This is a genomic window from Nonomuraea terrae, from assembly GCF_004348995.1.
Lineage (GTDB): Bacteria > Actinomycetota > Actinomycetes > Streptosporangiales > Streptosporangiaceae > Nonomuraea > Nonomuraea terrae.
Window position 1 is genome coordinate 1 of sequence record NZ_SMKQ01000084.1, and the last position, 14,168, is coordinate 14,168.

A 14,168-nucleotide genomic window follows, 5' to 3' on the forward strand; every position below is an offset into this window, starting at 1 on the left:
GATGAGGTCTCCCACCCTGTGAGGGGGTAAGGCTCCCGGTGGATGACCGGGTTGATAGGCCGGAGGTGGAAGCGCGGTAACGTGTGGAGCTGACCGGTACTAATAGGCCGAGGACTTGACCACAAAGCATTGTGCTTTGGTGTGTGCTGCGCTCTGTTACTCTTCGCCGGGTCCAGAGCTGCGCCACACCGAAGGATCGGTTTGCTCGCGTCCACTAGGCAATTCTGAGACAACAAGCGGTTTGCTTGTGTGTTTCGGAGGGTTACGGCGGTTATGGCGGGAAGGAAACACCCGGTTACATTCCGAACCCGGAAGTTAAGCTTCTCTGCGCCGATGGTACTGCACTCGGGAGGGTGTGGGAGAGTAGGTCACCGCCGGACAATTTTTTGAGGGGGGTCTCGATGCCTGCGGGTGTCGGGGCTCCTCTCTTTTTGTGTTTGCTGAGGGTTCCATGCTGATACTTTGAGGGCTCCCGCTGATGCGTGGGGCCTTTTCTGTGTTTCCGGGGTTGTGTGTTCCGGGTGTTCGCGGTCAGGGCTGGATGCTGTGGCGGTGTTGTGCGGCGGTTGTGTGTGTTGCGGTTCTGGCGTTCGGGATGGGTGCGGGTCTCGTGCGTTCCGGTGTGGGGCTTGTCTGTGTGGGGCCTGTGTTTCGGCGTCGGTGGTGGAGGGGCAGAGGCGTTGTGGGTGTCGGGGTCCGGCTTTGTCGGTGCGGGAGGGGACGCGTCCGCTGTCTGACGTGTCGGTGTGTGTGGGTCTCATGCCTTTGGGTTGAGGCCCTTTTGCGTTTTCAGGGCTGCCTGTTCGGCGCTGGTTGCGCGCGTGAGATGGCTTCGAGGCTTCGGCCAGGTCCGCCGAGTGCGTCGTGCTTGTGATGTCTCGTGCTGTGGTGCTGTTGTTGGCGGTGGGCGGCTGGGGGAGGGCACCGGTGTCGGAGACTGTGTCGCTCTTATTTGGCTCAGCTGCCTGACGGCCGGCGTGGGTGGCTGTGGACCGTGCCTGGTGGCCGCCGGCTGAGAGTTCGTCGCCTGTTCGCCATGGCGGCTGGGCGCCGCAGGTCACCTGTTGTTTCTGTTGGGCACGGTTTCCAGCACTACGGGAAAGCAGGCGTCTCGTGCGCCTGGCTCTCAGGTGAGGACACCGTGGACTTCCGCGCTCACGCGGAAAGAGGGCCGACGCCAAGAGAGACCGTCTCCCCGTGCTGACGACCGCGCGCTCGCACACCCCGCCCTGTTGGCGGGTGCACTCTGACGAGCTTCCGCAGCGACCAGTCGGTTGGCGCGCTCCTGTTGACGAGGCCGTGTGAGGCGCAATCGGCACACGCGCTCGTTCCCACGGCGGGACGTCGCAGCGGCTGTGCGACGACCGCCTGTCCCGGGCCGCCTCGGGGTCGGGCGCGGGATGGAGTGCTGGCAGGGGTCAGTAGGGTTGAGGGGTGGATTATCGTGCGGTTGAACGCGCCATCCTGGATCGCGGCGTCGAGTGGGATTTCGAGCCGACGCTCGACCGGATCGCGGCCCTCCTGGACGTGCTCGGCTCCCCGCAGCGGGCGTACCCGGTCATACACATTGCCGGCACCAACGGCAAGACGAGTACGGCGCGGCTGACGGAGGTGCTGCTGAAGGAGCGCAACCTGCGGGTGGGGCGGTTCACCAGCCCCCACCTGGTGTCGATGCGCGAGCGGATCACCGTCGACGGGGAGCCCCTGAGCGAGGAGCGGTTCGCCGAGGTCTACGAGGAGATCATCCCCTACGTCGAGCTGACCGACGCCAACGGGCGGCGCATCCAGTTCTTCGAGCTGCTGACGGCGATGGCGTTCGCCGCGTTCAGCGACACCCCGGTCGATGTCGCGGTCGTCGAGACGGGCATGGGCGGGTCGTGGGACGCCACCAACGTGGCCGACGGCACCGTGTCGGTGATCACCCCGATCTCGCTCGACCACACCGACCGGCTCGGGCCCGACATCCCGAGCATCGCCTCGGAGAAGGCGGGCATCATCAAGCCCGGCTCGACGGCGGTGTTCGCACAGCAGGAGCTGGAGGCGGCCGAGGTGCTGATGCGGCGCGCCGTCGAGGTGGGCGCGGTCGTCGCGCGTGAGGGGCTGGAGTTCGGCGTGCTGAGCCGCGAGGTCGCCCTCGGCGGGCAGCTGCTCACGCTGCGGGGTCTCAAGGGTGTATACGACGAGGTCTACCTGCCGCTCTACGGCGCCCACCAGGCGAGCAACGCCGCCTGTGCGCTGGCCGCCGTCGAGGCGCTGACCGGTGGCGACGAGCCGCTCGACGTCGAGCTCGTGCGGCAGGCGTTCGCGCAGGCGTCCTCGCCCGGGCGGCTGGAGATCATCAGGCGGACTCCCACGGTGGTGGTCGACGCCGCGCACAATCCCGGCGGCATGCAGGCGACCCTGGACGGGCTGCACGAGGCGTTCGACTTCGCCAAGGTGATCGGCGTGGTCTCGGTCATGCGCGACAAGGACGTGGAGGGCCTGCTGGAGCTGCTCGAGCCCGTGCTCGCCGAGATCGTCGTCACGCGTAACTCCTCGCCCAGGTCCATGCCGCCCAAGGAGCTCGCGGAGCTGGCCGAGCCGCTGTTCGGCGAGGACCGGGTGCACGTCGTCGACCGGCTCGACGACGCCATCGACAAGGGCATCGCCATCGCCGACGCGGAGGGCGAGTTCAGCGGCACGGGCGTGTTCATCACGGGATCGGTCGTGACCGCGGGCGACGCCCGGCGGCTGCTGAAGGCGGACGGCACATGATGAACTTCGAGGTCACTCCCGGGATGCGCCGGCTCGGCGCCAGCGTGCTCGGCATGGAGGCCATCGTGGCCGGGCTCGTCACGCCCGTCGCGATCCGGGTGGGCGGGGTGTCGCCCGGCCTCGCCGTGACGGTCGGCATCGGGCTCGCTGTGCTGTGCGTGGTGGCGGCGGGCCTGCTCAAGAAGCCGATCGGATACGTTCTCGGGAGCGTCGCGCAGGTACTGGCGATCTGTACGGGGTTCGTCGTGTCGATGATGTTCTTCCTCGGCGCGATCTTCGCCGCGCTGTGGATCACGGCCATTCTCGTCGCTCGCCGTGTCGAGGGCGCTACTTCGCGCTAAAGTCGGCCAACATGGCCGTCCCCCCACTCCAGCGGTCGTCCGACCCGGCTGGCCAGAGACCTTCGTGGCAGTTCGACGTATTGCTCGGGCTGCTCGTCGTGGCATCGCTGCCTTTGGCGATCGTCGCGATCCCCAACACGCTCTCCGTCGTCGCCGGGCTGCTGCCGGGCGACGTCGACCAGCCCGGGCTCATGCGCACGCACGGGCTCGCCCTGCCCGCGCTGATGCTCACCGTCCCGCTGGCCGCCGTGGCGCTGCGGCGGGTGCCGGCGGCGTACGTGCTGGTGGCCGGGCTGGCGCTGGTGGCGCTGTCCGACGCCGCGGGCGGTTACGCGGGTTCCGAGCTCGTCGTCGGAGCCGTACGCGTGGTGCGGGGCATCGGGGCCGGGCTGGTCCTGCCGGCCACGCTGGCGGCCGTCTGGGAGCGCACACCCGTCCTGCGGGCCCTGTGGGTGGGCATGCTGGGCCTGAGCCTGCTCGTGGCGCAGGCACTGGCGTTGTGGCCGCTCGACGACGTCAGCAGTTGGCGGGTGACGCTGCAGCCGTACCCGCTGGTGACGGGGATCGCGCTGGCGCTGGCCGCCCTGCACCTCGGCGTGTGGACGGCGAGCGGCCGGCCCGCGGCGCCGGTGCCCGATCTGCGTGAGCGCGGGCTGGTGCTGCTGTCGGCCGGGCCCGCGGCGGGCATCGCGGTCGTGGCGGTCAGCACGGCTTCGGAGGGCTGGCGGGCCGGCTGGGTGATCCTGCTGGCGGCCGTGGCGGTGACGGCGCTGCTGGTCATGGCCTCGATGGGAGCAGCCGAGAGCCGTGCGCTCGCGTACACGATGGTGGCGGTGGGCGTCGTGCTGCTGCCGAGCGCCGCGCAGATCACGATGGTGGAGATGGGCGGGCTCGGCGGGCCGGGGCTGCGGGGATTGTGGTTGCCGTACGTCCTGGCGGGGGTGCTCGCGGTCGCGGCCGCGATCCTGGTGCGGCTGCACGCGCCCGCCGCCGGGCGGTGGCTGGCGCCGCTCGGCCTGCTGGCCATGGTGGGAGGCCTGTGCTCGGTACGGTTCCTCGTGCCGTCGGCCGACGGGCTGCTGCTGGTGGTGCCGTTCGGCCTGCTCGCGGTGGGTGCCGCGGTGGCGTTGACGGCGACGTTGCAGGAGGTGACTTTCGGTGCCGCGGCGTTCGGGCTCTCGCTGGGCGTCGCCGGGGTGCTGACGGGGTTCCTGCTCGGCACGGGCGTGCAGATGGCGATGCTCGACGGTGTGGGCTCGGTGCAGGAGCTGGTCGACGGTTTCGTGGGCGCGCTGCACTGGTGGGCGCTGATCGGCGGGTTCCTGGTGGTGCTGATCATCATGCTGGCCGCCGTGCTGGCGCGGCGTACCGACCAGCCTCCGGTGGACGAGCGGGAGCGGGTGCCGTGCGCCGGTACGCCCTCGGACACGCTGCTCGCCCCCGATGACGGCGATTCCGGACATCAGCCGATCGTCCCGCCCATGGGCGCCTTCGACCGACCGGTCGCGTCCGACGAGGAGCGATCGCTGCCGTCGGTGCCGCCGCAGGGGCAGTCGCCGGAGGACACCTCCTCCCCGTAGGGAGGCTAGGCTTCCCGTACGGAAACGAGGGCAGGGGCGGGGAACGGTAAGCTGAGGCCCTGCCACGGCGACGTGTGGGCGTGTAGCCCCGCGAAGCGTCCTCCGCGGCCAGGCCGGTGCCTGCAGCCGCGACCCCACTCTGTTCGAAGGAGAACTTCAAGTGTCCGAGCGCACTCTTGTCCTGATCAAGCCCGACGGGGTAAAGCGCGGCCTCATCGGTGACGTGATCTCCCGCGTGGAGCGCAAGGGCCTCAAGGTCGTGGCGATGGACCTCCGCACCCTCGACGCCGACACCGCCAAGGCGCACTACGCCGAGCACTCCGAGCGGCCGTTCTTCGGCGAGCTGGTGGAGTTCATCACCTCGGGGCCGCTCGTCGCGATGGTGCTCGAGGGCCCGCGTGCCATCGAGGCCTTCCGCGCGCTGGCGGGCGCCACCGACCCGGTCAAGTCGCCCCCCGGCACCATCCGCGGCGACCACGCCCTCGAGATCGCCGAGAACATCGTCCACGGCTCCGACTCTCCCGAGTCGGCCGCCCGGGAGGTCAAGATCTTCTTCCCGGACCGGTTCTGAGCGACTCCGTTCTCCGCGCGCCCGCGCAGCTCCGGCTGCGCGGGCGCGCGTTTTTCTGTCGGTCGTCCCGCGTAAGGTTCTGGAGTCGGCGGGGTGGCCGACGACCGGAGAAATGGACGAAGCTTTTCCTGAAGTTTTCTTCGTTGTGGTGAATTCGCGGTTCCAGCGGCCAACGGATGTTGTGGTGCAATCCGGGCAAAATTAGAGGCTGGAAAATTTGACAGGCGCGCTGGCTCATTGCGGCCCTCGGTGGGTACGTCACGTTACGATTCGAATTCGATCCGTAGTCATTCGCGAACGACGTTACGGAGGGCTCCGTTCCCCATGGGCAGCAAGCTCGCGTTCCTCGGCCGTGACATGGCGGTCGACCTGGGCACCGCCAACACGTTGGTCTACGTGCGTGGCCGCGGCATCGTGCTCAACGAGCCGTCAGTCGTAGCGATCAACACCGTCACCGGCAAGATCGTGGCGGTCGGCATCGAAGCCAAGCGGATGATCGGTCGCACGCCCGGCAACATTGTCGCGGTCCGCCCGCTCAAAGACGGCGTGATCGCCGATTTTGACGTCACCGAACGGATGTTGCGTTATTTCATCCAGCGGGTGCACAAACGACGGCATTTCGCCAAGCCGCGCATCATCATCGCCGTTCCCAGCGGAATCACCAGCGTCGAGCAGCGGGCGGTCAAGGAGGCCGGCTACCAGGCCGGCGCGCGGAAGGTCTACATCATCGAGGAGCCCATGGCCGCCGCGATCGGCGCCGGGCTGCCGGTGCACGAGCCGACCGGAAACATGGTGGTCGACATCGGCGGCGGCACGACCGAGGTGGCGATCATCTCGATGGGCGGCGTGGTCACCAGTCAGTCGATCCGGGTCGGCGGCGACGAGCTCGACCAGGCGGTGATGACGTTCGCGAAGAAGGAGTTCTCGCTGATGCTGGGCGAGCGCACCGCCGAGGAGATCAAGATGTCGATCGGCTCGGCCTGCCCGGTCGGCGAGGAGCTGCACGCGGAGATCCGCGGGCGCGACCTGATCACGGGGCTGCCCAAGACCATCGTGGTGTCGAGCGAGGAGATCAGGAAGGCCACCGAGGAGCCGGTCAACGCGATCGTCGACGCGGTCAAGACCACGCTCGACAAGTGCCCTCCTGAGCTCTCCGGCGACATCATGGACCGCGGCATCGCGCTCACCGGCGGCGGCGCCCTGCTGAGGGGCCTCGACGAGCGGGTCAGGGCCGAGACGGGCATGCCGGTGCACCTCGTCGACAACGCCCTCGACTCCGTCGCCATCGGCTCGGGCAAGTGCGCCGAGGAGTTCGAGGCTCTCCAGGGGGTTCTGGTGCCGGAGTCGCGACACTGATGAGAGACTCGCGCCGTGCCCGGATCGTCCTGGGAGTGCTGCTCTCGGCGGCCCTGATCATCCTGACCGTCGACCACCGCTCGGGCGAAAGCTCGCCGCTGCGCCAGTTGCGCGCGGCCGGGGCCTACGTGTTCGGCACGGCGGAGCAGTTCGGCGTCGGGCTCATCCGGCCCGTCGGCGCCTTCGTGCAGGCGGTCGCGTCGGCGCCGAGCGCACAGCGGCGCATCGACGCGCTGAAGGAGGAGAACGCCAAGCTGCGCGCCGGCCTCGTCGCCGGCCGGCTGGACGCGGATCGCGCCAAGGAGCTTGACCGGCTGCTCGGGCTGGCCGGGACCGGCGGATACAAGGTGGTCGCGGCCAACGTGGTGGCTCGGCGCGGGCTGCCCGGGTTCGAGGACGCCGTCGAGATCGACGTCGGCACCGGCGACGGGATCCAGCGGGACATGACGGTGCTCAACGGCGACGGGCTGGTCGGGCGCGTGCTGCACGCCTCCGCCCACACCTCGACGGTGCTGCTGCTGAGCGACCCCGCCTCGTCCGTCGGCGCGCGGCTGGAGGGCGGCAAGGAGATCGGCGTGGTCCACGGCGTCGGGGAGAACGGGCGGCTCGTGCAGTTCCGGCTGCTCGATTCCACGGCGTCGATGAGCAGGGGCGGGCGGATCGTGAGCTTCGGGTCCAAGAACGGGAGACCGTACGTGCCGGGGGTGCCGATCGGGATCATCGAGCGAGTCGAGTCCACGCCAGGGGAGCTGACGCGGATCGCCTATGCGCGGCCGTACGCGGACATGACGGCGCTCGACGTGGTCGGCGTCGTGGTGGAGGCGCCCAAGCGCAACCCGCGCGACGCGGTCCTGCCGGGCAAGGAGAGGCCGCGGTGAGCGCGCCGGGCGTGATCCACGGCGGGGTCGACGGCGGGGTCGACGGCGGGGAGGGGACCAGGTGATCGGGTGGCTGTCGGTGCTGCTGGCGTTGCTCACGCAGGTCATGCTCGTCAACCGGGTCCCCCTGCCTGCCGGGGGCGCGCCTGACCTGGTGCTGCTCGCCGTCATCGGCGCGGCGCTGACCCGGGGGCCGTCGTCGGGGGCGGTGCTCGGCTTCTTCGCGGGACTGCTGGTCGACGTCGTGCCGCCGAGCGCCCACCTGGTGGGCCAGTACGCGTTCGTGTACGCGCTCGTCGGCTACGTCGCGGGGCGCGGCCTGGGCGGGCCCGTCACGACCGTGGTGCTGTGCGTGCTGCTGGCGCCGCTGGCGGCGGCGGGCGTGGGCGCGTTGATGTCCGATCCACGGGTGACGATGTCGATGCTGACCGGCCAGGTGCCCGTCACCGTCGTCTACACGCTGCTGGTCTCGCCCATCGTGATCTGGCTGACCACGCGGAGCAGACAGGCGAGGTTCTCGACATGACGCGGATTCGGACCCGGCTGCTGGTGCTGCACGTGCTCGTGCTGGCGCTGCTCGCGGCGCTGGCCGTGCGGCTGTGGCAGGTGCAGGTCGTGCACGGGCAGGAGTTCGTGACGCGGGCGACGGAGACGCGTACGCGGGTGGTGATCGTGCCCGCGGTGCGCGGGCAGATCCTCGACTCGTCGGGGCGCCCGCTGGTGCGTAACAAGACCGCGCTGGTCGTCTCCATCGACCGCACCCGGCTGTCCAGGATGCAGGACGGCGGCCTGGCGGTGCTGCGCAAGCTGTCGGCGGTGCTCGGCCGGCCGGTGAAGGACCTGCAGCAGCGCATCAGGCCGTGCGGGCCCGGGGTGGGCAAGCCGTGCTGGACGGGATCGCCGTACCAGGCGGTTCCGCTGGACGAGAAGGTCGACACCCGCGAGGCGCTGCAGATCCTGGAGCGGCAGGAGGAGTTCCCCGGCGTGACGGCCGAGGTCAACTCCGTCCGGCAGTACCCGGGGGGCAGGGCAGGGGCTCAGATGCTCGGCTACCTGCAGCCGGTCACCCAGGCGGAGCTGGAGAAGCGTGAGGGGCTCAAGGCCAGCTTCTCCGGGGTCGACCTCGCCGGGCGCGACGGGCTCGAATACGTCTACGACGACGCGCTGCGCGGCAAGGCCGGGCTGCGCCGGGTCCAGGTCGACCGCATGGGCAAGCCGCTCGGGCTCGTGGAGCAGGTGACGCCCGTCGCCGGTGACCACCTGGTGACGAGCATCGACTCGCGCGTGCAGACCGTGGTGGAGAAGGCGCTGGCCAAGGCGATGAAGTCCGCGCCCGGCGCCGACGGCGGGGCCGGGGTGGTGCTCGACGCCCGTACGGGGCGAGTGGTGGCGCTCGCGAGCGCGCCGGGGTACGACCCGGAGATCTGGGCGGGCGGCATCTCGGCGCGCGGCTACCAGTGGCTGATGTCGGAGAAGTCCGACAAGCCGCTCGTGTCGCGGGCGATCAACGGCCAGTTCGCGCCCGGTTCGACGTTCAAGGTCACGTCGGTGTCCGCGATGCTGCGCGCCGGCTATCCGCTCAACGGCACCTATTCCTGCCCCGGCTCCTACATGGTGGGCGGGCGCGCGTTCAACAACTTCCGGGGCATCGGGCTGGGCTCGATGAACCTGCACACGGCGCTGGTCAAATCGTGCGACACGATCTTCTACCGGGCGTCGTACGAGCAGTACCTCAAGGACGGCGGGCGCACGCCGAAGAAGAAGCCGAAGGAGATCTTCGCCAACGTGGCCAGGCAGTACGGGTTCGGCGCGCCGACCGGCATCGACCTGCCGGGCGAGTCAGGCGGCCGCATCCCCGACCGGGCCTGGAAGAAGGAGCTGTGGGACCAGACGAGCGCCGTCACCTGCACGCGGGCGCGCAAGGGGTATCCGGAGGTGAAGGACCGGGCGCGGGCGGCGTTCCTCAAGCAGCTCGCGGTGGAGAACTGCGCCGAAGGATTCCTGCTGCGACCCGGTGACGCGGCCAACTTCTCCATCGGCCAGGGCGACGTGCTCGTGACGCCGCTGCAGCTGGCGCGGGCCTACCAGGCGCTGGTGAGCGACGGCAAGGTGCGCAGCCCGCGCATCGGCTGGGCGCAGGTCCGGCCCGACGGCAAGGTGGTCAAGAAGATCCCGGTGCCGGTGGTGGGCAAGCTGCCGCTCAGGGAGAAGGAGCGCCTGTACATCAAGAACGCGCTGAGCCAGGTGGCCGCCGACGGCACCGCGGCGGGAGCCTTCGCCGGGTTCCCGATGGACAAGGTCCGCGTCGGAGGCAAGACCGGTACGGCGGAGGTCTGGGGCAAGAAGGACACCTCCTGGTTCGCGTCGTTCGCGCCGACGAAGAAGCCGCAGTACGTGGTGGTCGTGATGGTGTCGCAGGGCGGTATGGGCGGCTCCACGGCGGCGCCGGCCGCGCGGGAGATCTACGAGGGCATCTACGGCATCAAGCGCCAGCCCGCCGTACCCGGCGGACGGCTGACCACGCGGCTGCCCAGGTTCGCCCCCGACGGAACGGTGGCCGGGGGATGATCGCGCGCGCGGTGGACATCCGGCGGCCGTCGCTGCTGCAGCGGATGGCCCGCCAGGACTCGACCGTGCGCCGGCTCGACGGGCTGATGCTGGTCGCGGTGGCCGGGCTGTGCGTGATCGGCACGCTGCTGGTCTGGTCGTCCACCAGGACGTGGGCGCCCGGCTCGACGGGGCTGGTGAAGAAGCACCTGCTCAACGAGGCCGTCGGGGCCGTGATGTGCGGGCTCGTCGCCATGATCGACCATCGGGCGATGCGGGCGTACGCGCCGCTGGTGTATTTGATGTCGCTGGTGGGGCTGGGGCTGGTGCTGACGCCGCTGGGGGCGACGATCAACGGCTCCCACTCGTGGATCCTGCTCGGGGGCGGGTTCGCGGTGCAGCCGTCCGAGTTCGCCAAGGTCGGGCTGCTGCTGATCGTCGCGATGCTGCTGGCGCAGCCGGCCGAGGGCACCGACCGGCCGCGCATGATCGACGTGACGCTGGCGCTGGTCGCGGCGGTGATCACGATCGGGCTGGTGATGCTGCAGCCCGACCTCGGCACGGCGATGGTGCTGGCGGTGATCACGGCCGCCGGTCTGATCATCTCGGGCGTGCGCAAGCGCCTGATCGCGCTGCTGATGCTGGTGGCGGGGCTCGGGGTGTTCGCGGTGTTCTACTTCCAGATGCTGGAGCCGTACCAGGTGGCGCGGTTCACGGCGTTCGTCGATCCGAGCGTGGATCCGCGCGGCGTGGGCTACAACAGCACGCAGTCGCTCATCGCGATCGGCTCGGGGCAACTGCTGGGCAAGGGGCTGCTCGGCGGTGGGCAGACGACCGGGCGGTTCGTGCCGGAGCAGCACACCGACTTCATCTTCACGGTGGCGGGGGAGGAGTTCGGTTTCCTCGGGTCGGTCACCGTCGTGATGCTGCTCGGCATCGTGCTGCTGCGCGGCCTGAAGATCGCCAGGGAGTGCGAGGATCGGTTCGGAACGCTGGTCGCGGGCACGATCGTGTGCTGGTTCGCGTTCCAGACGTTCATCAACGTGGGAATGACGATCGGGATCATGCCGATCACCGGGCTGCCGCTGCCGTTCGTCTCCTACGGCGGCACCGCGACTTTCGCCAACCTCGTCGCGGTCGGGCTGCTCCAGGCCATCAAGGTGCGAAGACGGCCGTTCGCCTAACCGGCGCTCGCGCTGGCGGTGAACGACGTGGCCGATGGGGCGGGGGAGAGGCGTACGGAGGCCCGGCAGTGCCCGTGCGCCGCTACCCTGGACTGTATGACTGTCGAGTCGATTTTCCACCGCCTGGAAGCGCTGCTGCCCAAGGTGCAGAAGCCCATCCAGTACGTCGGGGGTGAGCTCAACTCGACCATCAAGGACTGGGACTCCGCCGACGTGCGGTGGGCGTTGATGTACCCGGACGCCTACGAGGTAGGGCTGCCCAACCAGGGCGTGGCCATCCTCTACGAGATCCTCAACGAGCTCCCCGGCACGCTGGCCGAGCGCACGTACGCGGTCTGGCCCGACCTCGAAGCACTCATGCGAGCGGAGGGCGTCCCGCAGTTCACCGTCGACGCCCACCGGCCGGTGCGCGCGTTCGACGTGCTCGGGATCTCGTTCTCGACCGAGCTCGGCTACACCAACATGCTGACCGCGCTCGACCTGGCCGGCATCCCGCTGCTCGCCGCGGACCGCGGCGAGGACGACCCGATCGTGCTCGCGGGCGGCCACGCGGCCTTCAACCCCGAGCCGATCGCCGACTTCCTCGACGCGGCCGTGCTCGGCGACGGGGAGCAGATCTCCATCGCCATCACCGAGGTCATCCGCGAGTGGAAGGCCGAGGGCAGTCCCGGCGGGCGTGACGAGCTGCTCATGCGGCTCGCCGAGTCCGGCGGGGTCTACGTGCCGAAGTTCTACGACGTCGAATACCACGACGACGGCCGCATCAAGCGCGTCGCGCCCAACCGGCCCGACGTGCCGTGGCGGGTGCACAAGCACACCGTGATGGACCTCGACGAGTGGCCGTACCCGAAGAAGCCGCTGGTGCCGCTGGCCGAGACGGTGCACGAGCGGTTCAGCGTGGAGATCTTCCGCGGCTGCACGCGCGGCTGCCGCTTCTGCCAGGCGGGCATGATCACGCGCCCGGTGCGCGAGCGCTCCATCACCACGATCGGGGCGATGGTGGAGAACGGCATCAAGCAGTCCGGCTTCAACGAGGTCGGTCTGCTGTCGCTGTCGTCCGCCGACCACTCCGAGATCGCCGACGTGGCCAAGGGCCTGGCCGATCAGTACGAGGGCACCAACACCTCGCTGTCGCTGCCCTCCACCAGGGTCGACGCGTTCAACATCGACCTGGCCAACGAGTTCTCCAGGAACGGCAGGCGCTCGGGCCTGACGTTCGCGCCCGAGGGCGGCTCGGAGCGGATGCGCAAGGTGATCAACAAGATGGTCACCGAGGAAGACCTCATCCGCACCGTCACCACGGCCTACTCCCAGGGCTGGCGGCAGGTCAAGCTCTACTTCATGTGCGGCCTGCCCACCGAGCAGGACGAAGACGTGCTCGGCATCGCCGACCTGGCCAAGAAGGTCATCAAGGCGGGCCGCGAGGCGACCGGCAGCCGCGACATCCGCTGCACGGTCTCCATCGGCGGTTTCGTGCCCAAGCCGCACACGCCGTTCCAGTGGGCGGCGCAGACCGACCACGAGACCGTCGACCGGCGGCTCAAGGCGCTGCGCGACGCGCTGCGGAGCGACAAGGCGTACGGCCGCGCGATCGGCTACCGCTACCACGACGGCAAGCCGTCCATCGTGGAGGGCCTGCTGTCGCGAGGTGACCGCAGGATCGGCGCCGTGATCAGGAACGTCTGGGAGGACGGCGGCCGGTTCGACGGGTGGAGCGAGCACTTCTCCTACGAGCGCTGGATGGCCGCCGCCGAGAAGGCGGGCGTCGACGTCGACTGGTACACCACGCGTGAGCGGGAGGAGAACGAAGTACTCCCGTGGGACCACCTCGACGCGGGGCTCGATCGCGAATGGTTGTGGCAGGACTGGCAGGACGCCGTTTCCGGCGGCGAGGTCGAAGACTGCCGCTGGACGCCGTGTTACGACTGCGGGGTCTGCCCGACGATGGGGACCGAAATTCAGATCGGCCCGACGGGGCGGAAACTCCTTCCCCTGACGGTGGTCTAGCGCGCTCAGTGGGCGAGCCGTGTCTTGGCGTACACGTACACCTGCCGGGGCGGCTTATCCTGAGACGAAGGAACTCTTTGACAAGGAAGGACGACAAGCTCTGAAACCTGTTCCCGAAGGGCCTCCGCCCGCGCCCACGGTGCAGCGCCTGCGCGTGCGTTACGCCAAGCGCGGCCGTCTGCGCTTCACCAGCCACCGCGACATCTCGCGGGCCGTCGAGAGAGCGGTCCGCCGTGCCGGCATTCCGGTGGCCTACAGCGCGGGTTTCTCGCCCCACCCGAAGATCTCCTACGCGGGCGCGGCGCCGACCGGTGTCGCCAGCGAAGCCGAATACCTCGAGATCGGTGTCACCATGCCGAGCGATCCCGCCCAGGTCAGACAGAGCCTGGACGAGTCGTTGCCCTCTGGGCTCGATGTGCTCGACGTCGTGGAGGCGGGTCCTGGCGGGCTGGCCGACCGCTTGGAGGCATCCGAGTGGGAGGTGCGGCTGCCCGGTGCCGATCGCGGACTCGCCGAGGTGGCGGCAGAGAAGTTTCTCGCGGCGGGCACGGTGGAAGTCGAGCGCCTCACCAAGAAGGGTCCCCGCCGCTTCGACGCGCGGCAGGCCGTCCTGGGGCTCGAGGTTTCCGAGGGAACAGACAGAACCGCAGCTCAGGTGGGCGGACGACCGTGTGTCATACTGCGCATGGTTGTTCGGCACATGACGCCTGCCGTTCGACCCGACGATGTGCTCACAGGGCTGCGCCTTGTGGCCGACTTCGCGCCGCCGGTTCCCCCCGAGGTGACCAGGCTGGCGCAGGGGCCGCTCGACGTTGGTACCGGTGCGCTTGCCGACCCGCTCGACCTGGACCGCGACGTAACGCGCGGCGGCGAGGCGGGACCGGCGGGTGAGCACGTCGCCGGTTAAGGATGTGCCCTGCGTGAGCCGGGCACGACCGCTGACAGGACTT

The 14,168-nt window shown here is 69.6% G+C and carries 11 protein-coding genes and 2 rRNA genes; all 13 read left to right on the plus strand.

Translation table 11 applies throughout. The annotated features are described in order from the left end of the window. A 23S ribosomal RNA gene (locus E1286_RS24815) occupies positions 1-123 on the plus strand; the annotation flags it as partial. Positions 124-263: 140 nt separating this feature from the next. Further along, a 5S ribosomal RNA gene (gene rrf / locus E1286_RS24820) occupies positions 264-380 on the plus strand. 1,054 nt (positions 381-1,434) lie between these two features. Beyond that, positions 1,435-2,754: a bifunctional folylpolyglutamate synthase/dihydrofolate synthase gene (locus E1286_RS24825; RefSeq protein ID WP_132615923.1), complete on the plus strand. Its 1,320-nt coding sequence runs from the start codon at positions 1,435-1,437 to the stop codon at positions 2,752-2,754. Continuing rightward, entirely contained in the window at positions 2,751-3,095 is a 345-nt protein-coding gene (locus E1286_RS24830) for a DUF4233 domain-containing protein (RefSeq protein WP_132615925.1), read from the plus strand. Before E1286_RS24825 ends, E1286_RS24830 begins: the two co-directional genes overlap by 4 nt. An 11-nt stretch (positions 3,096-3,106) precedes the next feature. Continuing rightward, positions 3,107-4,675 (plus strand): hypothetical protein, encoded by a 1,569-nt coding sequence (locus E1286_RS24835; RefSeq protein ID WP_132615927.1) that lies wholly within the window; start codon positions 3,107-3,109, stop codon positions 4,673-4,675. Between the two features lie 160 nt (positions 4,676-4,835). Then, positions 4,836-5,246, plus strand: a complete 411-nt coding sequence (gene ndk, locus E1286_RS24840; RefSeq protein ID WP_132615929.1) for a nucleoside-diphosphate kinase — start codon at positions 4,836-4,838, stop codon at positions 5,244-5,246. Between the two features lie 324 nt (positions 5,247-5,570). Then, positions 5,571-6,602, plus strand: a complete 1,032-nt coding sequence (locus tag E1286_RS24845) for a rod shape-determining protein (protein WP_132615931.1) — start codon at positions 5,571-5,573, stop codon at positions 6,600-6,602. Then, positions 6,602-7,480, plus strand: a complete 879-nt coding sequence (gene mreC, locus E1286_RS24850; RefSeq protein WP_132615933.1) for a rod shape-determining protein MreC — start codon at positions 6,602-6,604, stop codon at positions 7,478-7,480. Before E1286_RS24845 ends, mreC begins: the two co-directional genes overlap by 1 nt. A 61-nt stretch (positions 7,481-7,541) precedes the next feature. Further along, the gene (mreD, locus tag E1286_RS24855; protein ID WP_132615939.1) at positions 7,542-8,006 is read left to right on the plus strand and encodes a rod shape-determining protein MreD; all 465 of its coding nucleotides are present in this window, start codon (positions 7,542-7,544) and stop codon (positions 8,004-8,006) included. Beyond that, on the plus strand, positions 8,003-10,048 hold the full coding sequence (gene mrdA / locus E1286_RS24860; protein WP_132615941.1) for a penicillin-binding protein 2: 2,046 nt from the start codon (positions 8,003-8,005) through the stop codon (positions 10,046-10,048). Before mreD ends, mrdA begins: the two co-directional genes overlap by 4 nt. Beyond that, positions 10,045-11,211: a rod shape-determining protein RodA gene (gene rodA / locus E1286_RS24865; RefSeq protein WP_132615943.1), complete on the plus strand. Its 1,167-nt coding sequence runs from the start codon at positions 10,045-10,047 to the stop codon at positions 11,209-11,211. The genes mrdA and rodA overlap by 4 nt, the downstream gene beginning before the upstream one ends. A 96-nt stretch (positions 11,212-11,307) precedes the next feature. Next, positions 11,308-13,218, plus strand: coding sequence for a TIGR03960 family B12-binding radical SAM protein (locus tag E1286_RS24870; RefSeq protein WP_132615945.1), 1,911 nt, complete (start codon positions 11,308-11,310; stop codon positions 13,216-13,218). Positions 13,219-13,372: 154 nt separating this feature from the next. Beyond that, positions 13,373-14,125 carry a TIGR03936 family radical SAM-associated protein gene (locus tag E1286_RS24875; RefSeq protein ID WP_246075095.1) on the plus strand — a complete coding sequence of 251 codons (753 nt, stop codon included), beginning with the start codon at positions 13,373-13,375 and terminating at the stop codon, positions 14,123-14,125. Positions 14,126-14,168: the final 43 nt, after the last annotated feature.

Excerpts from the sequence above, each read along its gene's own strand:
- mreC (WP_132615933.1), top strand. The coding sequence starts at position 6,602 with ATGAGAGACTCGCGCCGTGCCCGGATCGTCCTGGGAGTGCTGCTCTCG.
- E1286_RS24835 (WP_132615927.1), top strand. The coding sequence starts at position 3,107 with ATGGCCGTCCCCCCACTCCAGCGGTCGTCCGACCCGGCTGGCCAGAGA.
- rodA (WP_132615943.1), top strand. The coding sequence starts at position 10,045 with ATGATCGCGCGCGCGGTGGACATCCGGCGGCCGTCGCTGCTGCAGCGG.
- E1286_RS24830 (WP_132615925.1), top strand. The coding sequence starts at position 2,751 with ATGATGAACTTCGAGGTCACTCCCGGGATGCGCCGGCTCGGCGCCAGC.
- E1286_RS24845 (WP_132615931.1), top strand. The coding sequence starts at position 5,571 with ATGGGCAGCAAGCTCGCGTTCCTCGGCCGTGACATGGCGGTCGACCTG.
- E1286_RS24870 (WP_132615945.1), top strand. The coding sequence starts at position 11,308 with ATGACTGTCGAGTCGATTTTCCACCGCCTGGAAGCGCTGCTGCCCAAG.
- mrdA (WP_132615941.1), top strand. The coding sequence starts at position 8,003 with ATGACGCGGATTCGGACCCGGCTGCTGGTGCTGCACGTGCTCGTGCTG.